The organism is Hymenobacter sp. YC55, from assembly GCF_029433095.1.
GTDB lineage: Bacteria > Bacteroidota > Bacteroidia > Cytophagales > Hymenobacteraceae > Hymenobacter.
Genome location: NZ_JARNTX010000004.1, coordinates 188,654 through 208,234 on the forward strand (window position 1 = coordinate 188,654; position 19,581 = coordinate 208,234).

General features: G+C 53.7%; 15 protein-coding genes. 9 read left to right on the forward strand and 6 right to left on the reverse strand.

Annotated elements, in window-relative coordinates; translation table 11 throughout:
- Positions 1 to 60 precede the first annotated feature (60 nt).
- A complete protein-coding gene (locus P1X16_RS23435) occupies positions 61 to 450 on the reverse strand; it encodes a hypothetical protein (RefSeq protein WP_277234364.1) in 390 nt (129 codons plus the stop codon).
- Positions 451 to 781: 331 nt separating this feature from the next.
- On the opposite strand from P1X16_RS23435, the gene P1X16_RS23440 reads away from it, so the two are divergent.
- The gene (locus P1X16_RS23440; RefSeq protein ID WP_277234366.1) at positions 782 to 1,183 is read left to right on the forward strand and encodes a hypothetical protein; all 402 of its coding nucleotides are present in this window, start codon (positions 782 to 784) and stop codon (positions 1,181 to 1,183) included.
- A 177-nt stretch (positions 1,184 to 1,360) separates the two neighbouring features.
- Positions 1,361 to 2,383: a hypothetical protein gene (locus tag P1X16_RS23445; protein WP_277234368.1), complete on the forward strand. Its 1,023-nt coding sequence runs from the start codon at positions 1,361 to 1,363 to the stop codon at positions 2,381 to 2,383.
- A gap of 26 nt (positions 2,384 to 2,409) precedes the next feature.
- Here the strand turns inward: P1X16_RS23445 and P1X16_RS23450 are convergent, their stop codons facing one another.
- The gene (locus P1X16_RS23450) at positions 2,410 to 2,931 is read right to left on the reverse strand and encodes a hypothetical protein (RefSeq protein ID WP_277234369.1); all 522 of its coding nucleotides are present in this window, start codon (positions 2,929 to 2,931) and stop codon (positions 2,410 to 2,412) included.
- A 457-nt stretch (positions 2,932 to 3,388) separates the two neighbouring features.
- On the opposite strand from P1X16_RS23450, the gene P1X16_RS23455 reads away from it, so the two are divergent.
- The 3 genes from P1X16_RS23455 to odhB all read left to right on the forward strand — a co-directional run bounded on the left by P1X16_RS23455 (position 3,389) and on the right by odhB (position 9,551).
- A complete protein-coding gene (locus P1X16_RS23455) occupies positions 3,389 to 4,585 on the forward strand; it encodes an L-dopachrome tautomerase-related protein (protein ID WP_277234371.1) in 1,197 nt (398 codons plus the stop codon).
- Positions 4,586 to 4,851: 266 nt separating this feature from the next.
- Complete coding sequence (locus P1X16_RS23460) at positions 4,852 to 7,704, forward strand: 2-oxoglutarate dehydrogenase E1 component (protein WP_277234372.1); 2,853 nt, start codon at positions 4,852 to 4,854, stop codon at positions 7,702 to 7,704.
- 119 nt (positions 7,705 to 7,823) lie between these two features.
- Positions 7,824 to 9,551 (forward strand): 2-oxoglutarate dehydrogenase complex dihydrolipoyllysine-residue succinyltransferase, encoded by a 1,728-nt coding sequence (gene odhB, locus P1X16_RS23465; protein WP_277234896.1) that lies wholly within the window; start codon positions 7,824 to 7,826, stop codon positions 9,549 to 9,551.
- 163 nt (positions 9,552 to 9,714) lie between these two features.
- Here the strand turns inward: odhB and P1X16_RS23470 are convergent, their stop codons facing one another.
- The 4 genes from P1X16_RS23470 to P1X16_RS23485 form a co-directional block, all read right to left on the reverse strand.
- Positions 9,715 to 10,104 carry a group III truncated hemoglobin gene (locus P1X16_RS23470; protein WP_277234374.1) on the reverse strand — a complete coding sequence of 130 codons (390 nt, stop codon included), beginning with the start codon at positions 10,102 to 10,104 and terminating at the stop codon, positions 9,715 to 9,717.
- A gap of 164 nt (positions 10,105 to 10,268) precedes the next feature.
- On the reverse strand, positions 10,269 to 12,824 hold the full coding sequence (locus P1X16_RS23475; protein WP_277234375.1) for a glycogen debranching protein: 2,556 nt from the start codon (positions 12,822 to 12,824) through the stop codon (positions 10,269 to 10,271).
- A gap of 363 nt (positions 12,825 to 13,187) precedes the next feature.
- Positions 13,188 to 14,108, reverse strand: coding sequence for a drug/metabolite exporter YedA (gene yedA / locus P1X16_RS23480; protein WP_277234377.1), 921 nt, complete (start codon positions 14,106 to 14,108; stop codon positions 13,188 to 13,190).
- A 119-nt stretch (positions 14,109 to 14,227) separates the two neighbouring features.
- Positions 14,228 to 15,142, reverse strand: coding sequence for an AraC family transcriptional regulator (locus P1X16_RS23485; RefSeq protein ID WP_277234379.1), 915 nt, complete (start codon positions 15,140 to 15,142; stop codon positions 14,228 to 14,230).
- Positions 15,143 to 15,339: 197 nt separating this feature from the next.
- Here P1X16_RS23485 and P1X16_RS23490 point away from each other — a divergent pair, with 197 nt between their 5' ends.
- From P1X16_RS23490 to P1X16_RS23505, 4 genes are all read left to right on the forward strand, one after another.
- Positions 15,340 to 16,995 carry a M1 family metallopeptidase gene (locus P1X16_RS23490; protein WP_277234381.1) on the forward strand — a complete coding sequence of 552 codons (1,656 nt, stop codon included), beginning with the start codon at positions 15,340 to 15,342 and terminating at the stop codon, positions 16,993 to 16,995.
- Between the two features lie 488 nt (positions 16,996 to 17,483).
- Positions 17,484 to 18,134, forward strand: coding sequence for a Crp/Fnr family transcriptional regulator (locus P1X16_RS23495; protein WP_277234383.1), 651 nt, complete (start codon positions 17,484 to 17,486; stop codon positions 18,132 to 18,134).
- 456 nt (positions 18,135 to 18,590) lie between these two features.
- Positions 18,591 to 18,971, forward strand: coding sequence for a hypothetical protein (locus P1X16_RS23500; protein WP_277234385.1), 381 nt, complete (start codon positions 18,591 to 18,593; stop codon positions 18,969 to 18,971).
- 146 nt (positions 18,972 to 19,117) lie between these two features.
- A complete protein-coding gene (locus P1X16_RS23505) occupies positions 19,118 to 19,561 on the forward strand; it encodes a hypothetical protein (protein ID WP_277234387.1) in 444 nt (147 codons plus the stop codon).
- Positions 19,562 to 19,581: the final 20 nt, after the last annotated feature.

The following is a 19,581-nucleotide window of genomic DNA, read 5'->3' on the forward strand; positions in this document are numbered from 1 at the left end:
CGCACAGCAAAACCGGTGTAACCAGGTCTTGCTGTGCGGCCTTTTGTAGCCGGGGTTGTACTACTCTTCCCGAGCAGCCTTGTTTACTTCAGCCTTTGCTTCAGCAGCCGCTTGGTCGATTTTCGCGTCTGCTTTGTTCGCAGCGGCTTCGGTAGCGTTGGCAGCTTTTTCAGCGCCAGCTTCTATTTTCTGGCCGGCTTTTTCACCTGCGTTGTCGATGGCGGTGCCGGCATTCTCGGCGGCAGCTTCGGTGTTGGCGGCCGCTTTGTCTACTGCATTTTCGGTGGCGTTAGCGGCGTTGTTCGCCTCGGCCGATACGGCGTCGCCAGTATTTTCGGCAGCGGCTTCGGTGTTGTTGGCAGCAGCCTCAGCGTTTTCTTTGCCGGTCTGGGTGCAAGAAGTAGCGGCAAAGGCAACGGCGGCAGCTACGAACAGAGTTTTAACAGACATTTTCATGGTCAAGGAAAAGATAAAAGGTGGTTGGGAAACTCGTCCGTTAATTAGCATCGGCCAGAAAGGTAACCCAACGGTACAGTGCATTTTCACGAAGCAAAATGCTTGAGCAGCAACGTCAATAGGCATCTGCCTCCATCTATTCTAGCGAGCGGAAGTGTGGCCGCTACATGCCTCTATAAGGTGGTGCCTTTTCTCTACTACCGAAAGCAGGCTACTGGCAGCTGGCAACCGGAGCTGCATCAGGACTGCAGGGGTACAACTCAACTTTTCCCAGCGGGAGTAAGTATAGGAAAGTAAGCTCTCCCGCTCACTGACTTTTATCATCATGGACTCCACTGCTTCTACCCCCCAGACGCCCGCCACACCCAATGTGCCGCTCGACGTCACTGATCAGCAGAATACTGCTTTGCTCGAAGACACGCTCAACTTGCTCAATGCTGGCGTACCCGATCAGCGTGACCAACACGGCCTAGCCGAGATAGAGCGGTGGGAAGCGGTGCTCCAAGCCTCCGAGCGGCCTGGTTTGGCCAAAATCATTCAGGAACTTGCCACCCTGCGCGAACAACTAACTGCTTCCGACACGGAAACACACGACCTGGCAGAAACCATAGCCACCTTGGGCGCCGAAACCGCCAAGGTAGCCGACGACCCCAACGCTGATTATTCGGCTCCGCTCGGCCATTTAAGTAAAGTGCTTATTAAAATGAGTTCTTCGCTTTCCCGCTAAGCTGCTTATCAACAAAAGCGCCCCGGCTCGATCAAGCCGGGGCGCTTTTGTTTGTGGTGTTTCCAGAGTTGGCCATCTGCTTCGAAGAAGGAAGTGGCGGCGGAATCATGCAGTCAAGCTTTACTGTGCTTGAATAGTAGGCTACCTTTGCGGGCCCTTATTCGGGGTTGTCTACTTATGCCTGCTTCTTCCGCCCTCGACGATTTCACTTTCTACGACCCATTCGACGGCATGCGCTTCGGGCCGGAGCAGTGTTTTCTGTGTGGCACACCTACTACGCCCGCCGACTTTGTTCCTGTCTTCGCCGATTGGCTGATGAGTCGGTACAAGCTGCACGGCCGGCAAATCAAGTTGCTCGACCTCAGCATCGTAACCTATCAGGACTTGCGCATTCCCTGCTGTTCGCGCTGCCGTACAGAGCACGTTGAGCCGCTGGAAGCACAGGTAGAAGCCGCTGCAAGTGAAGGGGTTGAAGCACTAAGAAGCTTAGACGATAAAACCTTGTATTTGTGGCTTGGCAAGATGTTTTACGGAGTGCTGGTAACGGAACTGCTCAACGAGCTAGAGCCGCTGGCAGTGCCGCAGTACCCACTAGCCGAAAACGCCCGCATGCTGCGCCGCTTTCAGGCGTTCTTCCAGTGCTTTCAGGCCTTACGAGTGCCCGTGGAATTCGAGGATTTCAGCCCGGCCTCGATATTCGTGCTCGAAGTGGATCCAGCTCAGGATGATATGGCTTTCGAGTACGACGACGACCTAAGTACCCTGGCCTTCAGCATCAAACTTGACAACGCGGTTATCACGGCGTGTCTCGTCGACAATGGTATTATTCGGCAAGCTATGCGCCGTGTATACCAAGATGCTAGCCGGCCTCTGCATCCGGTGCAAGTAGCTGAATTCAAGGCGCGTGTTTACTACGCTGCCTACATCTTGAACGTGGTGCCCGATTATTTCCCGCGTAGTCGCAAGCCCGGTGCAAACCACATAGAGATGGACACGCTTATCGACGACATCACTGGCGACATTTTCAACCCTTGGGAAAATGCGGCCTATGGCCAGTCGTTGCTGGAAATGTGGAAGCGGTGGAATATTCCGCTGGCAGAAATTATGCAGGATCCTGAGCAGCCGCTTTCCTTCCTATACGAAGCGGATGGAGAACCCCGGCAGCTAACGCGCTACCCAGAAGAAACCCAAGAAAACTAGAAAAAGAGGAGGGAGGCAAACGGCGGCTAGCTAGCCTGCCATATCTGCTTGGGAGTGACCTTGCTAAGCTTGATCTTACTCCAGCGGCCTTCGAGGCCCGCTTTGCATTCCCGTTCGTTTACCAGCACATCCACGCAATGGCGGTGGCGGCGGTTCATGGTGTCATGAATGATGTATTCGCCATCGAGGGCGTCGGAGATGCCCCGGACTTGTACCTTCTCGCCGTAACGGAAGGGCCCTCCCCAGTCTTCAAGTAAATCGCGGGAAACGGCTAGCCAGCGGGTGCGGCTCGAATGGCGGGTTGGAATGATGGAACCATCGGCGGTTTCCATCGGAGCGTTGTCAGTTTGGCCAGGTTCAGGCCAGTAGGTGGTTGCCGTAACGGTATACGACAAGGTTTTGGGAAGCTTTTTAACAGCTGGTACGGGAACGGCAACAGCCACCGAACGGGGGCTAAGACTAGCTACAGTGGAAGGCAGAGCTAGAGCAGGAGAAGAAATGGTGCGCGGAGGGAAGAGGAAGGTTAAGAGGAATAAAGCAATGGACATGGCTTTTGGGTTCGTGCACTCTCACTTAGTCCGGAGAGGATGGACAGCCGGCCCGACTCGGCTTCAGGGACGGGCATAACTCCTTTCAAGTAGAAAAGGTTGCGCCGGTTTTTTATGTCAACAGCCAAAAGGCCGATACAAGCGTGTTAAGCAACAAATAAGGGTGATAATCGGACGAAAATAATAATAGATAGGATTTAACTATACTTTATACAGTACGAGGGGCCAAAGATAGGTGAATTTTCATGACGAACTGGCAACCTGGTCTTCGGCCGACTGCCAATTAGTGTGTTTCAGGCTCAACCTTGTACTGAGCTTAGCAGTAAATGGAGCAACCATCCAAAAGCTGGTTTGAAGCCGGGTAACGGGCATGTCAGAGGCTTAGAAAGCTGCTTGCGCCTGAACCGTAAGGCTAAATTTTTCATCCTATCATCCCGAAAATTTCATGAATAAATTCATGCCTAATTTTTTAGGCTTACCCCTCCTGAAGCCAGTTGCCTTGCCCGCTACCGTACTTGCTGGTCTGCTTGTTAGCAGTTGTTCATCGCCTTCCAACACTGCCAATCAAACCGGTACAGCTACTTCATCTGACTCTACCGCTACGGCTGCACCCCAAGCACCTGCCAATTCGCCGCTGCAAGTGGTAGCCGCATTTCGGGAGCCGCAAATTGTAGGGGTGGCAGTACTACCCGATGGCCGGGTATTCGGCGACTTTCCGCGTTGGGACAACAACCCCGTCAATCCAGTTGCCGAAATTGGTACGGATGGGTCAGTAAAGCCCTACCCAGATGCTAACTGGTGTACTTGGAACGAAACGGTGCGCAACGAACCCCAAAAACACTGGATCTGCCCGCAGAGTGTATACGCCGATAAAACCGGCATGCTATGGGTGCTCGATCCGGCTTCGCCCAATATAAAAGGTATTGTAGTCGGCGGCCCGAAGCTGGTGAAGATTGATCCGAAGACCAATAAGATAGCGCAGAACATTAGCTTCCCAGAAAGTGTGGCTGCTCGCAAGTCGTACCTCAACGACGTTCGGGTTGACACAGAGCGCAACTATGCCTACATCACCGAGTCGGGCATCGGAGCCTTGGTGGTAGTGGATCTGAAGACCGGCAAGGCGCGCAAAGTGTTGGAGAAGCACGCTTCCATGCTAGGCGATACCACGCTGAATATCAAGGCAGATGGGCATGAGATGATAGACCCTACTGGCAAGAAAGCCCGCTTCAACGCAGATGGTATTGCCCTCAGCCAAGATTTTCAGTACCTCTACTGGAAGCCACTTACTAGCTACACGTTGTACCGCATCAAGACGGAAGCGTTGCGCAATGCCGCTTTGACCGACGCTCAACTGGCGCAGCAAATAGAAGACTTAGGAAAGGTGCCTGCCTGCGACGGTATGGAGATTGATGCGCAAAACAACCTTTATATGTCCGCATTCGAAAACCACTCCATTGTGCGCCGGACACCTGCTGGTAAGATTGAACCGGTAGTGCAAGATCCTCGGCTTGAATGGCCGGATACGTTTGCTTTCGGACCCGATGGTATGCTTTACGTCACCAACTCGGCTATTCACAAAACGGCTACTTGGAACAAAGGAATTGGTCGGCAAGATCAGCCCTATCACATTTTCAAAATGAAGCTAACGCAATAGGCAGGTTTTCATTGGTTTATACATAGGCTTGCTGTGAAATTGTAGCAAACCTTTGCAATAATTCTGGTAACAGAAAGCTCTTTCCTGCGTTCAGGAAAGAGCTTTCTGTTTTATTTTGAATAGATTGGTTTGCTTCTTTGTTGAGCCAGCAAGTCTGCTTTGAAAGCAAGGATTTGATAATGAGCTAAATTCGTGTAGTCGAATATGGGTTTTTGCCTCATTGACAGACTTGTTATCTTTACCCCCGACCCAACAGCTCCCACCGCATGGATGCATATTCTTATATCGCCAACGCCCACGGCGACTACATCGACCAACTCTACCAGACCTATAAGAAGGACCCAGAAGCGGTTGACTTCGGCTGGCGGAAGTTTTTTGAGGGCTTCGATTTCTCTCAGCAGTATCCCGACGGCGATGTGCCGCAGGCCGTAGGCGAAGGGGTACTCACGCAACCTGCTTCAACCAACGGCACCGAGCAGATCCGCTCCGTCGATACCGTTTCGGCTGATAAGGAAACGCAAGTGCGCAACCTAATTCACGCCTATCGTAGCCGCGGCCACTTACGTGCTAATACCAACCCGGTGCGGAAGCGCAAAGACCGTAAGGCGCGTCTCGACTTGGCTGATTTTGGGCTAAGCGAAGCAGACCTAGATACGGTTTTCAAAAACGGCGAAGTACTAGGCCTAGGAACCAATACCAAACTGCGCGACATCGTAGCGGCGCTCGATAAAGTGTACACGGGCACAATTGGCTTCGAGTACATGTACATCCGCGACCCGCAGGTGCTCGACTGGTTCCGGGGAAAAGTAGAGAAAGACTCGCTGAGCTTCAACCCGAGCATCGAGTACAAGAAGCGCATCTTGAGTAAGCTCAACGAGGCAGTTGTATTCGAGAACTTCTTGCACACCAAGTTTTTGGGGCAGAAGCGTTTCTCGCTGGAAGGTGGCGAAACCACTATTCCCGCTCTCGACGCCATTATTCAGCGCGGTGCCGAACTTGGAGTGGAAGAAGTGGTGATTGGTATGGCTCACCGGGGCCGCCTGAATGTGCTGGCCAACATCATGGGCAAGACCTACGAGCAGATCTTCTCGGAATTCGAGGGCACTGCCGTACCGGATTTGACCATGGGCGACGGCGACGTGAAGTACCACATGGGTTACAGCAGCCAAGTGGATGCTGCCGGTAAGACCGTAAACCTCAAGCTCGCGCCCAACCCTTCGCACCTCGAAGCCGTGAACCCAGTGGTAGAAGGTTTCGTGCGTGCCAAGCTCGACCACGGCTACGCCAACGACTACGACAAAATGCTGCCTATCCTTATCCATGGTGACGCTGCATTAGCGGGCCAGGGTATCGGCTATGAGGTAACGCAGATGTCGCAGCTGGAAGGCTACAAGACGGGCGGTACGGTCCATTTTGTTATTAACAACCAAGTTGGTTTCACCACCGACTTCGAAGACGCCCGCTCGTCTATCTACAGCACCGACCTAGCCAAGATCATCGACGCGCCTGTGATTCACGTCAACGGCGACGACCCCGAGGCAGTAGTGTTTGCGGTGCGTTTAGCTACTGAGTATCGGCAGGAGTTCCACGCCGATATCTTTATTGATATGGTGTGCTACCGCCGGCACGGTCACAACGAGTCGGACGAGCCGAAATTCACGCAGCCCACGCTCTATAATATCATCAGCAAACACCAGAACCCCCGCGAGGTGTACAACGCTACGCTCGTGCAGCGGGGCGACGTAGATGCTGAGCTGGCTGCGCACATGGACAAGGAGTTCCGTGAGACGCTTCAGGCGCGCTTAGATCTGGTGAAGCAGAAGCCCCTGCCTTACAACTACCAGGCGCTCGAAAACGAATGGCGCAGTTTGCGCCGCAGCAAGCCCGAGGACTTCGATAAGTCGCCGGAGACTGGTATCAGCGAAGAAGTGGTAGCAAAGGTGGGCAAGGCTCTGACAACTCTGCCTGAAGGCTTCCGGCCATTGAAGCAAATTGAAAAGCTGATCGAAGAGCGTAAGAAAATGTTCTTCGAAACGCGGGTGCTCAACTGGGCGGCTGGTGAATTGCTGGCTTATGGCTCGTTGCTGAGTGAAAAGCACATTGTGCGGGTAAGCGGCCAGGACGTACAGCGCGGTACCTTCTCGCACCGCCACGCCGTATTGCACGATGCCGAAACGTCGGCGCCGTATAACTCACTCAACCATATCGGTGAAGGCCAGGAAAAGCTGAACATCTACAACTCGCTGTTGAGCGAATATGGCGTGCTTGGTTTCGAGTTTGGCTATGCCATGGCTAACCCGACTGCTCTGGTAGTATGGGAAGCGCAGTTCGGCGACTTTGCCAACGGTGCGCAAACCATGATCGACCAGTTTGTGGTGTCTTCGGAAAGTAAGTGGCAGCGGATGAACGGGGTAGTCATGCTATTGCCCCACGGCTACGAAGGCCAGGGCCCTGAGCACTCCAACGCCCGTCCCGAGCGGTTCTTGCAGTTAGCTGCCGAGAACAACATCGTGGTGGCCAACATGACCACGCCGGCCAACTTCTTCCACGCTCTGCGTCGCCAGCTAACGTGGGAGTTCCGCAAACCGCTGATCGTGATGTCGCCGAAGTCGATGCTGCGCCACCCACTGTGCGTGTCGCCGGTAGAGGAGTTTACCAGCGGTGGTTTCCGCGAGGTGCTAGGCGACACATTTGCTGATGCGAAGAAAGTGAAGCGCGTGCTGCTGTGCTCTGGCAAAGTGTATTTCGACCTGCTAGAGGAGCAGCACAACTCGGGCCGCACGGACGTTGCCATTGTACGGATGGAGCAGCTGCACCCCTTCCCAAAGAAGCAGCTAGACGCGGAACTGGCAAAGTATCCGAAGGCAAAAGTGTATTGGGTACAAGAGGAGCCCGAAAACATGGGCTACTGGAACTACCTATTGCGTTTCATGCGCCGCGAGTTGGAGGATGTTATTGCGCGTAAGCCTTCGGCTTCGCCAGCTACGGGCTACAACAAGGTGCATATCAAGGAGCAAAAAGACTTAGTTGCCCGCGCCTTCGATAAGCCCAGAGAAGCTGTGGCCGACTCCACTATCAAGGAGGCCGTAGCCGTAGCCGACAAAAGTCAAGACGCATAATAAAAACGGTGCCCTGGCAACTAGCTAGGGCACCGGCTTTGTGTTGTTTGCTACATCGAATTACAATCTAATGAACTACCGGCTACTTGCTGGTATCACAACCCCTCAACATCCCACTCATGGGTCTGGAAATCAAAATCCCCGCTGTTGGCGAGTCCATCACCGAAGTAACTATTGCCAAATGGCTGAAGCAGGACGGTGACGCAGTGAAGCGCGACGAAGTTATTGCCGAGCTAGAGTCAGATAAAGCTACGTTTGAGCTGCCCGCTGAATCGGATGGTATTCTGAAGATCCGCGTGGCGGAAGGTGAAACCATCGGTATCGGGACCGTTATTGCAGATATTGGCGGCAACGGCGCGGCCTCTAACGGTGCAACAGCACCTGCGGCGGCCGCTCCGGCAGCGCAGGCAACTCCGGCAGCACCTGCTAAGCCTTCGGCCGACCCTATCAGTCAAGGTGAGGAAAATCCGCAGGCTAGCAACCAAAGCGGCTATGGTGGCTCGCAGTTTGGGTCGGCTGATAGCCCAACGGCAGCCTCAGCGCCCTCGGCAGCTCCAACTCAGGCAACTCCCGCTCCAGCTGCTAGCACCGGTGGTGCAGCGGTAGAAATGAAGATTCCAGCGGTAGGCGAATCGATTACGGAAGTAACCGTAGCGAAGTGGCTGAAGGCCGACGGCGCGCAAGTACAGCGCGACGAAATCATTGCCGAACTGGAATCAGACAAGGCCACGTTTGAGCTGCCTGCCGAAGGCACCGGTACGTTGCGCCACGCTGCCAAAGAAGGCGAAACCATTGGTATTGGTGCTACTATTGCCCGCATTGAAGGTGGTAGCGGCGCCGCTGCCGCTCCTGCAGCCACTGCGCCAGCAGCTGCGCAGGCTGCTCCTGCGGCCGCCGCACCTGCCGCTTCGGCTACAACCAGCTACGCTACAGGTACTCCTTCGCCAGCCGCCGGCAAAATTCTTGGGGAGAAAGGCATCAATGCAACCGACGTGCAAGGCACGGGCCGCGATGGCCGCATCACCAAAGAAGACGCTCAAAACGCGCAGGCTCGTCCAGCTGCTCCAGCCCCGGCTGCGGCTCCGGTAGCTTCCACTCCCGCTCCTGCGGCCAAGCCAGCAGAGGCTGCTCAACCGGCTTCCGGCAACCGCAATCAGCGCCGCGAGCGGATGAGCAACCTGCGCAAAACGGTGGCCCGCCGCTTGGTATCGGTGAAGAACGAGACGGCCATGCTCACCACTTTCAACGAGGTGAACATGCAACCCATCATGGACTTGCGCACCAAGTTCAAAGACAAGTTCAAAGAGAAAAACGGGGTGGGCTTAGGCTTTATGTCGTTCTTCACGAAAGCCGTATGCGTGGCCTTGAAGGAATTCCCTTCCGTGAATGCGCAAATCGATGGCACCGACATCGTGTTCAACGACTTCTGCGACATCAGCATTGCCGTATCGGCTCCTAAGGGACTAGTCGTGCCGGTAATTCGCAACGCCGAAGAACTGTCATTTGATGGTATCGAGAAAGAAGTTGTACGCTTGGCCACCTTGGCCCGCGACAACAAGCTGACCATCGAGCAGATGACAGGTGGTACGTTCACCATCACGAATGGTGGCATATTTGGCTCGATGATGAGTACGCCGATTATCAATGCTCCGCAATCAGCCATTCTTGGTATGCACAACATCGTGCAGCGTCCCGTGGCTGAAAACGGCCAAGTAGTAATCCGTCCGATGATGTACCTCGCCCTGAGCTACGACCACCGCATCATCGACGGCCGTGAGTCAGTATCGTTCCTGGTGCGCGTGAAAGAGTTGCTCGAAGATCCAACCCGCTTGTTGTTGGGGGTATAGACTTCCGCTTATGTTAAACCAAAAGGGCTCCTTGCATAGTGCGAGGAGCCCTTTTGATTGTGGGAATTTGGAAGGAAGGGTGGTGGAGGCTGCCTTATCGATTGTCAGGTAGTACTACTTAACAACCGATAAAACATGGAGCGGGTGGTGGTTGGTAGTTCGTCTAATCGACGGGAAGCTCACGCGAACGAAGGATACCTAGGCGAGTGGCCATTTGCTGCGCTACTCGCTTTGCTTCCTCTGCCTTGGTACCAGCAAAATGCTCTTCTACGGTTGTAGAGAATAGTTGCAGCCAGTGCTCCACGTGGGCACCGCTACGTGGTAATACCACTTGCTCGGGCAGCGGGTCGCCGCCCGACTGGCCTTTTCCAAGCAACGTGTTGCTCCAGTAATGGTATTGGGTGGTAAGATAGTGCGGCCAGTGAATACGAGCCGCAGCTCCGAAGCTAGCACCTAATAGCGTATCGTTGGTGGCCTTAAAGCATAACGTATCCACCAGCGTCTTGATGTCGCCTTCGGTCTGAATGTCGCGAAGAGTAGCAGAGGTCTTCATGGGCAGATAAGGATAAATTGGGATGCTAGATACGTAGCGAATTTACGCAGGTTGCCTTGGTTTCGCTAATAATTTTTTATTGAAATTTTACAATCCAATTCGATATGCCCTCTTTTCATTTAAACGCATCCAAGCATTAGTATGTTAAAAAACATATTAAGCTATTAATTGACTTTAGTTAACCTGATAGTGTCAAGTAACGCCTCATTCACCTCCCCATTCATGTTCTCATTGGCAGGCTCCAAGCTGAGCAGTAGGGTATACGAGCCTTCCTGTAAGTTCACTACAATAGAATTGCTGAATCCCCAATCTTCCCACGCGTCTTCTCCGCGCTGCGGTAGCACGATGGTACCTACTACTTGCTGATTAATGCGTAGCGTACGAACAGCACACTTGTTGCTGGTGCTAACGGGGCCGTTGCCATTAGCGTAGCGAAAATTTACTGCGTAGGAGCCAGTAGAAGGCACAGCTAGAGTCGCTGCAACGCTTTGATTTACAGTAGCGCTAGTCTTTATTACTCCATTGCCAGTGTGCTCTTGATGAGGCTTTTCTGATGGTAGGGTACTGGCTTCAAACTCGAAAGTGAGACCAGCTGCAGCAGTACCGACGGGCTGAGGTTCGCTGGCAAAGCTCTCGAAGCCTAGCGCATCTACAGCTACCACCTGGTACTCGGCGTATAGAGTAGGAGTAGGCACCAGAAAACTGGTTTTGGTGGTGCGCTCAATAGGCTGCCCGTTGCGCAGCACTTTGTATGAGTCAACTCCCTCTGCTGCAAGCCAAGAAAGAAGATTGGCCGCGTAACTCACTATTGGCGTGGAAGGCGAAACGTGATGAGCGACCTTATTTTGAGTTGAAACGGGCAACACGTCGTTGGTTAGCTCTATATACAGCGTGTGCTGACCGCTGAGGCTAGCTGGTACTGTAGCATCTAGCAGCGGCTGACCATCGAGCGTGATGATGCGAATCACGTTACCGAAGCCTCGTAACTCTATATCCAGCGTTGCCTGCCGGTAGCGGAAACCCGTGAGACGTCGGGTGCCTTGCAGTGCCTGCGGCACGAACGGCCGGAATCTTAAGCCGTCCACATGAAACTCCATGCCAAATAAACCTTTGTACACCAGGCCTAGCGCCCCCGAAATACTCCAGAGCATTACGTTGCTGTTCACTTGCGTGCCGGCGAAGTCGCCATTGCTGGCTACAAAGTTTTCTTTGTTGGTCAAGAACAAGGCAGCCGCGCGGGCTACGGCAGCTATGCTTTCCATGAAGGCAGCTTCGTTGCCTGCCTTGGCAGCTGCCAGTCCCCAGTAGCTTTCCACAAAAGGCCACACGCCATTATTATGATAAGGTAGAATGCCCGGAATCTGTGGGTAGATGCACGGAACACCGTAGTCCATTACGGGTGTACGGGCCACCACCGAACGGCTGCGCTCTGCATCAGCAATACCAAACAGTACCGTTAGGGCCTCACCCAGAGCCTCAGCACGTGGCGACAGTATAGGATACGTGCGGCCGTAGCGGTATTGTCCGTAGTAGCCTTGGTCGGGCAGCCACAGGTGCTGGTTAATGGCGGCTTTGATGCTTTCTGCCTGAGCTTGGTGCTGCGCAGCAGCCTCGGGGTCGCCTAGCTGCGTGGCCATCAGCGCCAGCACTACGTTCGTTTGGTAGTGGACAGCGTTGGTACCCAAGCATTCCGACTGGTAGATGTCTGCGGGTTGCATCCAAGTCGGGTAAGTCTGCTCGCGCCAATCCAGAAACGAGGATTCACCGCGCACCAGGCCCGTTGCGGAGTTGTAGGCGTTCAACTGGTCGTCTTCCACCGAACTCCTGATAATGGGGTACACCTGCCTTAGCCAGTCCTCGTCGCCGCTGGTGAGGTAGATTTCCCAGGCCGCCGTAGCCCAGACAACCCGGTCGGTGGAGCAGGGGTAGGCACCGCCCGTACCCGTGTCCTGCACAATGCGGCCGTGCCGCGTGATCTTGCGCAGCAAACTGGTTTTAGCTACTTCGGGCTGAAGTGCTGCCTGGGCCAGAACAATGCTGTAGCTGATGTCGCGGGTCCAGACGCCAGCCCACTCCTGGCCCGTGCGGAAGGTGCCGTCGGGCTCTACGGCACGCTTTGCTTCTTCCAGAGTTAGATTATAGAGAGCGTCGAGCAGCGGATAGTCGGACGTGTACTGCGGAAAATCCGATACGTCGAGGCTTTGCTTCCACTGGCTAGCCGTTGTAGGGCTGGTGTGTGTAGGTGCACAAAGCTGCACTGTGGTTTCGTAGATGCCGTTGCCATCGGGGTCTTTCAGCTCCAGCTGCGGCATGTTGGCAAGATCAGCAAACTCCCAGCTCAGCGGTGGCGTGCTGCCGGCTACATACACATGCTGCAGGTCGTCTTTATACAGGTTCTGCCCGTTATATAAGGTGTAGAAGCCGTGGCTTTGAAAAGCGGCCAGCACCGGCCGCAGATCCAGCCGAATTTTCAATGAAGTATTTGGGGTAAGGTAGGCAGCAGCGGGCAGCGGCGTTTCGTCGTGGTATTGATGCCCAAACACGATGGGCGGGGTTTCAACCAAGGTGCCGTCAGCAGTAGGCAGCACCACAAACGAGTGATGCTGGCCCGGCGGCAGTTCATTATCCTCACCGTTCAAGCTGAACTTGAAATTCACTTGCAGACTTAGCGCCTCGTCGGCAGGGCTCTGGTAATCAGATGTAAGTTCCGTACGAGACAAAGCTCGTGCTGTATACTGGCCTTGCACCAGCCTGTCGCGGTAAAGCGTGTACGCAGCTGATTCCCATACAATGATTGAGGGTGTTGCGGCTTCAGGTACTGCAGAAAGTGAAGTAGTAGGGGATTGTGCCATTAAAACCAGCGCCTGTAGGCCGGGCGCGAATAGAATACAGGTGAAAATGCCCGGCAAGGTGCATCCCAGAATGGAAGAGGTCGTACCCTCTACTTTATTTCCCGCGAATTAGTCTGCCCGTATTACCAAAACGCACGAAGCGTACAGACTGGTTACGGGCGCACTAGCCAAAGCAGCCTGTATGAGCAGTAACTACGTAGAAGAGCGGCCTGCTAAGTGGCGTTCTTTTCTTCAGGCACTGGCTTTTCGGCCACCTAGCACTACCAGCGCCACGGCCACCACAATCAAGCTGGCGCCAAGCAGCATTTGGGGATTCAGCGCTTCGCCGGCAAACGCCCACCCTAGTAGCACCGCTACCACCGGATTCACAAACGCATACGTGCCCGCCAGCGCTGGCTCTACCACCCGCAACAGCCAGATGTAAGCCGTGAAAGCCACAATCGACCCAATGGTAACCAAATACCCATACGCCAGCCACGACTTCGGCGTGACTTGTGCTACCTGGAAATCCGTTGCTTCACCGCGCAGCAACCCAACTACGAGCATCAGTAAGCCGCCGCAGAGCATCTGCATGCCGCCCGATAGGAAAGGGGAGGGGCTTGGCTGGTTCTTTTTCGAGTAGAGCGAGCCAATAGCCCATAGTAAAGCCGCTATCAGAACCAAGCTTATACCTAATTGCTCATGCCCTGGCAGTGCTACGTGGTTGGCCTCCGACGCGCGAGCCAGCAAATACACGCCAGCTAGTCCACATAGGAGGCCTAACGCTACCCACAGCGTAGGCCGCGCCGCGGTACCAGTCCACCAGCCTAGCAGCGCCAGAAACATAGGCACCGTAGCCGCCAGCAGCGCGGCCAGCCCCGACGAAATGTATTGCTCGCCGAGCGTCACGCCACCGTTGCCGAACGCCAGTAGGCATATACCAATTATAAGTGCTTTTCGCCAGCCCGCCGCAGTGGGTGCTGGCTCGCCGCGCCAACGCATAAACCCGTAGAGCAAAGCTCCCGCCAGCGCGTAGCGAGTACCTGCCATCAGGAGCGGCGGAATTGAGTCGATGGCGAATCGGATGCCTAGGTAAGTGGAACCCCAGATAATATATACGGCTGCAAAAGCCAGCAACACAGAAGCACGCGAAGGTGCGGGAGTGGAATTCATAGAGAAAGAATAGAGGCGCAAACTTAGCGCCCACCTCGACTTGCTACCATCCGAATAATGCGTAAATAATCAACACCGAAGCGTCACGGTAACTGCAGTCCGTACTCCCTGCAACTTGCTTAACTCGCGTGTTGGAGACGATACTGCTGCGGGCTAAGCGCGAACACCGACTTGAACAGCCGGCCAAACGAGCTAGGCGACTCGAAGCCTGCATTGAGGCTAATATCTTGTACCGGCAGCTCCGACTGCGTAAGCTGATGGCAGGCTTTGGCCAGCCGTACGTTGGTTACATATTGATGAGGCGAGTAGCTGAACAGCTCCCGAAAGTGCCGCAGCAAGTGGTTTTTGGAAAGCATGCTGGCGCCGGCAATGGCATCTAGGGTAAGCGCCTCGGCGGCTTGCTCGTCAATGAATTCGCGAGCTAGGTGCAGGCGCCGGTAAATTTCCAGGCGAGTGGTAGGCTTGATGGCCGATAGGCGGGCGGCGGTGTGCTGTACGGCGCGGCGGTGTGTCAGTAGTAGGTCGAGCAGAATGTGGTAGAGCCGCTCTTCCAGTTCCAACTCGGTCATGGGGTGGGCTTCCAAGTGTTGGCGGAGCAGCGTGAGTTGGCTGCGCAGCCGCGGCGTGGCCGTGAGTTGGTCTTCGTAAAACCACACCATCGAGCCCCGGCGGTCAATAGGATTGGCCAGCAAGGCCTCATTGGAACCTGTATCGGCGGCTACTTGCAGCAGCTGCGGGTCGAAGTAGATAGCAAGCCCATGCACCCATTCCGTAGACCGTATCGTGCTGGAATACAACTGCCCAGCATTGACAACCAAGCACCTGTCTTTCTCCACCGTAATCTTACGGTGCCGGACGTAATACGCCTCTGTGCCCACAAACGAAAATTTCAACGATAGCCGGTCACTATGGGTAGGCCAACTACAGAACTTGCTCCGGGAGTTGATAACCGTGTTCTGGCCAGGCGAATTCTTGAAAAAGGCAAAGTCCTGGAGCGACTTTTCTTCACTGTCAACTATCGATTGAATGTACATAGCATCTACCGCAAGAATCAAGAAGAAAAACAAAGGAACAGCGTGCCGCTAGCTTGTACTGTGCCAATAACACCTTTTTCGCAGAAGACTCGTGCAAGTAGCGTTTCCAGCATACGTCGAGCTACGTAGTCTGGCCGCTACCAAGCAGCGTTTTGCTTGCAATGCCGTTCTTTACCGCACACCCCAATTGTTCGTCTGTGCGCTACTTCTCCTTCCTACTAGCCGGCCTGATGGGCCTAGCTCATCTTTCATCGGCCCAACTCCTGCAGCCCAAGGCTGTCTTCACTCGTGCCGACTCTTTGCGTGGTGCCCTAACTCCGCTGCGCACCTGCTACGACATCAATTACTACCACCTAGATGTAAAGCTGGACGTGGCGCGCAAGTCGCTCAGCGGCTCCAACCTGTTCCGCTTCACGGCCACCCAGGACTTCACCCGCCTCCAGTTCGATTTGTTCAACAATCTGGCCGTGGAGAAGGTAGAGTACCAAGGCAAAACAGTACCCTTCACCCGCGAAGCCAATGCGGTATTTGTGACGTTCCCGGCCCCTATCCGCAAAGGCAGCCGCGGCGAGTTCACCGTGTATTACTCTGGCCAGCCGACAGTGGCCCAGCACGCGCCCTGGGACGGTGGTTTGGTGTTCACGCAGGATGCCAAAGGCAAGCCTTGGGTAGCTACTGCCTGCCAGGGAGTGGGCGCCAGCATTTGGTGGCCCACCAAAGACCACCAAGCTGATGAGGTGGACAGCATGCTGATTAGCGTTTCGGTACCGAAGGGCCTGAAAGACGTATCCAACGGCCGCCTGCGCAAAACCACAGCGCTGAAAGATGGCTATACCCGCTTCGATTGGTTTGTGCGCAACCCCATCAACAACTACGACGTGGCCCTCAACGTCGGCGACTACACCCACTTCGGCGACACCTACGACGGGGAGAAAGGCAAACTGACGCTAGACTATTGGGTGCTCCCCGAGAACCTGGATAAGGCCAAAAAGCAGTTCGCGGCCAATGTGAAGCCTATGCTGAAGAGCATGGAGTCTTGGTTCGGCCCGTACCCCTTCTATGAAGACGGTTATAAGCTGGTGGACGCACCACACCTTGGCATGGAGCACCAAAGTGCCGTGGCCTACGGCAACAAGTACCTCAACGGCTACCTAGGCAAGGACCGCTCTAATAGTGGCTGGGGAATGAAATGGGACTTCATTATCATCCACGAAAGTGGCCACGAATGGTTTGGCAACAACATCACGTCCAAGGACATTGCCGATATGTGGGTGCACGAGAGCTTCACCACCTACTCGGAAGCGTTGTTTGTGGAAAGCCAATTCGGCAAGCAGGCAGGGCAGGAATACATCCACGGCCAGCGGCGCAATATCCGCAACGACGGTCCCATCATTGGTCCGTACAATGTGAACAAGGAAGGCTCGGGCGACATGTACGACAAGGGCAGCAACATGCTCAATACGGTCCGCACGGTTATCAACGACGATGCCAAGTGGCGGCAAATTCTGCGCGGCCTTTCCCAAACCTTCTATCACCAAACCGTCACCACCGAGCAGATAGTGGGGTACATCAATCAGCAAAGCGGCCGCGACCTTACCCACATCTTCGACCAATACTTGCGCCATTCTGGTGTGCCAACCTTGGAATTACGCTTCGAGTATGGCAAAGCGCTGGCCCGCTGGATAGCTGACGTACCAGGTTTCGATATGCCAATTCGTGTCCGAACTAAAGGCGGCGAATACCGATTCATCACCCCTACTACCAATTTCCAAGCTATAGAAGTACCCGGTCTGACCAAAGAGAATGTCGAGGTTGATACTTTAAATTACTACGTGGGGACACTGGTAGAGTAGAACGCACAACACGTATGCTTAACTAGACAAGGAATGGTGGGATTGAATATAATCAAGTTGGAAATTATAAAATATATGTGGTCTCATTTTGGGATTAATTTCTATATATGACAAAATTAAGAAGCCTGATTTGGCTAGGATTTGCTACTAGGTATACCCCTATTTAGTGCTTTAGATAATTTTTGCTCATAATAAAGTTGTTATGTGTACTTTTGTACATTAAAGCAGTTTAATTTAAGGCTGTCAACCGAACAAAAGAAGTGCTTTTGTAGTTGCCTGAATGGTACTATGGTGCGTAAGCTCGTCAGTAAGTAGGTTTTAAACTGGATTGTAATTTTACTAGTGCTGTTTCTCGGCTTCTAGTCAAGAAACAGAAACAAAGGAGAGATAGATAACGGAAGCTGGAGTAATAAGCGCTAGAAAATAAGAATATGGTAACGCCACTTGTCCCAACCCATTGCCAGAATTGCCCGCATCTTCATAAGTCATTGCTGGGTTCTTGCCAACTCAGTGAACTGGCAATGATTTCGGGGGGGAAAGTGCACCAGTCGTACCAGAAAGGGCAGATAATTTTCGAGCAAGGCAGCCGGATCGGCGGTTTACACTGCATTCATCAGGGCAAGGTGAAGGTTTCGAAGGTGAGTGCCAACGGAAAAGAGCAAATTATTCGGTTGGCTAAAGAAGGTGACGTGCTCGGGTATCGGTCGTTGATGATTGGCAGTGTGTATACCACTGCCGCGGTAGCCCTCACCGACTGCATTGTTTGCCAAGTGCCGCGCCTCGACTTTCTTAGCATCATCGAGCAAAACCCGCAATTTTCTGATTCGCTGACTCGGTTGTTGGCTAAGAGCTTAGGTGAGGCAGAAGAACGAATCTTGAATACTGCCTACAAGTCGGTACGGGAGCGGGTAGCCGAAGCACTGCTGTTGCTGCACGATGTCTTTCGGCCAAGCACGAATACCGTTTTCAGCATCCCAATTTCCCGCGACGATCTGGCAGCTTTGGCCAGCACCGCCAAAGAAACGGCTAGCCGGCTGCTTTCCGAATTTCGCGACGAAGGCCTGGTGTCAACCCAGGGAAGCCGCATCAGGATATTGAACCTAGACAAGCTTACCCAAATTTCTACGCTCAGCGACTAGCTAGCCGCTTTTAACCCAAGCCAAAGAGGCTCTGAAGAGTTGTTTTTCGCTTCCTAAATCCAGTCGGTTTCTTTGCTCGTATCTCCCCGCTCGGAAAAAAACCGGGCGGGGAGAGTTGTTTTTATGGTGCTTGTTGTATAAGTTAGCATAAATATAATTTTATTGATCCCATAATGGGTTCCCACATTGTAGAGCGTGGGAAAAGTTTGACAAGAATCATTTTTGATCTTGACGATAATCATTTTTTCTAGGTAGGGAATTAGGGAGATTTGTAAACCAAGTCAGCCTGTTTCTGCGACGATTGGTCCAGAGTCAGGAAGTTTCTAAACCGGCTTATTGACTGCTACATTTTACCTCTACGGTAGGCCAACGCGTGGGCCTGCTTCCGGTAGAAAAGGCAACCAAAAGCGTGAACGAATCGGCATTTCCCTCACCCCTTTTTATCCTAGAAAGTAAATGGCTTATTCAGTCAACAATCCCGCTGGTAAAGTAGTCCAGGACGTAATTACCGACCTGCCTAGCCTAACTGCCGTTGCAGTGGTTGACACCACTTCCGGCATGAGCCTCGCTTCCCACTCTAATTCGCCCAGCCTCAATCCTGATACTGCCGCGGCCTACAATACCGAAGTGGTAAAACAGAAGCAGAAGGCAATGGCCGCCCTCAAGCTGACCGGCGAAAAGATTGAAGACATCCTGATTAGCCTTACCAATCAGCTGCATCTTATTCGGCTCAACGATGCCGGTACCAAGTTTATCTACCTGGTAGTAAACACCCGCGACACCAACTTAGCTATTGCCCGCGACGTGCTCCGTACCCACGCTAGCCAACTGAGCTAATTCGGCTGGTGCATTTTCTGGCCTTGTAGCTGGCAGCGTTGGCTGCAGGGCCAGGAAAGAGAGAGGGGCGGTTTCGCGAGGAAGCCGAACATATTTTTTGCCTATCGCCGGGTACTAGGTGCGCCAGCGTGTTTCATAGGCCTTATATGCAGATACCATTTCTTCAACGCTTACAGGCACTAGCCAGACCTACCGTCGATAAGGTTGTGCCCGCAGGTTCTAGTCCAGAGTCGGTCGCCGCCGAACAGCTACTCCAGCAAGTGCTAACGGGGCTGCCGGAGCTAATAGGAGCGGCAGTAGTGCAGATAGATTCAGGACAGACTTTAGCGTCTTACACCACCGCGCGGGAGTTCAATATCAGCAAAGTGGTAGGGTTCAACGCCGAAGTGATTCGGCAGCAGCGCCTCGCCATGCAGGCGCTGCTGCTGCCAGCCGAGGAGCAGTTGGAGGAAATTTTGATTACGCTTCAAACGCAGCTGCACTTGTCGCGGCTGCTCCCCGATGGTCGCTGCTTCTTGTATGCCGTCGTCGACTCTCGGGACACCAACTTGGGCATTGCCCGGACCGTGTTGCGCACCTGCAATGCCTAGCAGGCCGCTTACGGTACTCT

Coding starts and splice junctions, on each gene's coding strand:
- P1X16_RS23435 (WP_277234364.1), bottom strand. CDS start 450: ATGTCTGTTAAAACTCTGTTCGTAGCTGCCGCCGTTGCCTTTGCCGCT.
- P1X16_RS23440 (WP_277234366.1), top strand. CDS start 782: ATGGACTCCACTGCTTCTACCCCCCAGACGCCCGCCACACCCAATGTG.
- P1X16_RS23445 (WP_277234368.1), top strand. CDS start 1,361: ATGCCTGCTTCTTCCGCCCTCGACGATTTCACTTTCTACGACCCATTC.
- P1X16_RS23450 (WP_277234369.1), bottom strand. CDS start 2,931: ATGTCCATTGCTTTATTCCTCTTAACCTTCCTCTTCCCTCCGCGCACC.
- P1X16_RS23455 (WP_277234371.1), top strand. CDS start 3,389: ATGCCTAATTTTTTAGGCTTACCCCTCCTGAAGCCAGTTGCCTTGCCC.
- P1X16_RS23460 (WP_277234372.1), top strand. CDS start 4,852: ATGGATGCATATTCTTATATCGCCAACGCCCACGGCGACTACATCGAC.
- odhB (WP_277234896.1), top strand. CDS start 7,824: ATGGGTCTGGAAATCAAAATCCCCGCTGTTGGCGAGTCCATCACCGAA.
- P1X16_RS23470 (WP_277234374.1), bottom strand. CDS start 10,104: ATGAAGACCTCTGCTACTCTTCGCGACATTCAGACCGAAGGCGACATC.
- yedA (WP_277234377.1), bottom strand. CDS start 14,108: ATGAATTCCACTCCCGCACCTTCGCGTGCTTCTGTGTTGCTGGCTTTT.
- P1X16_RS23485 (WP_277234379.1), bottom strand. CDS start 15,142: ATGTACATTCAATCGATAGTTGACAGTGAAGAAAAGTCGCTCCAGGAC.
- P1X16_RS23500 (WP_277234385.1), top strand. CDS start 18,591: ATGGCTTATTCAGTCAACAATCCCGCTGGTAAAGTAGTCCAGGACGTA.
- P1X16_RS23505 (WP_277234387.1), top strand. CDS start 19,118: ATGCAGATACCATTTCTTCAACGCTTACAGGCACTAGCCAGACCTACC.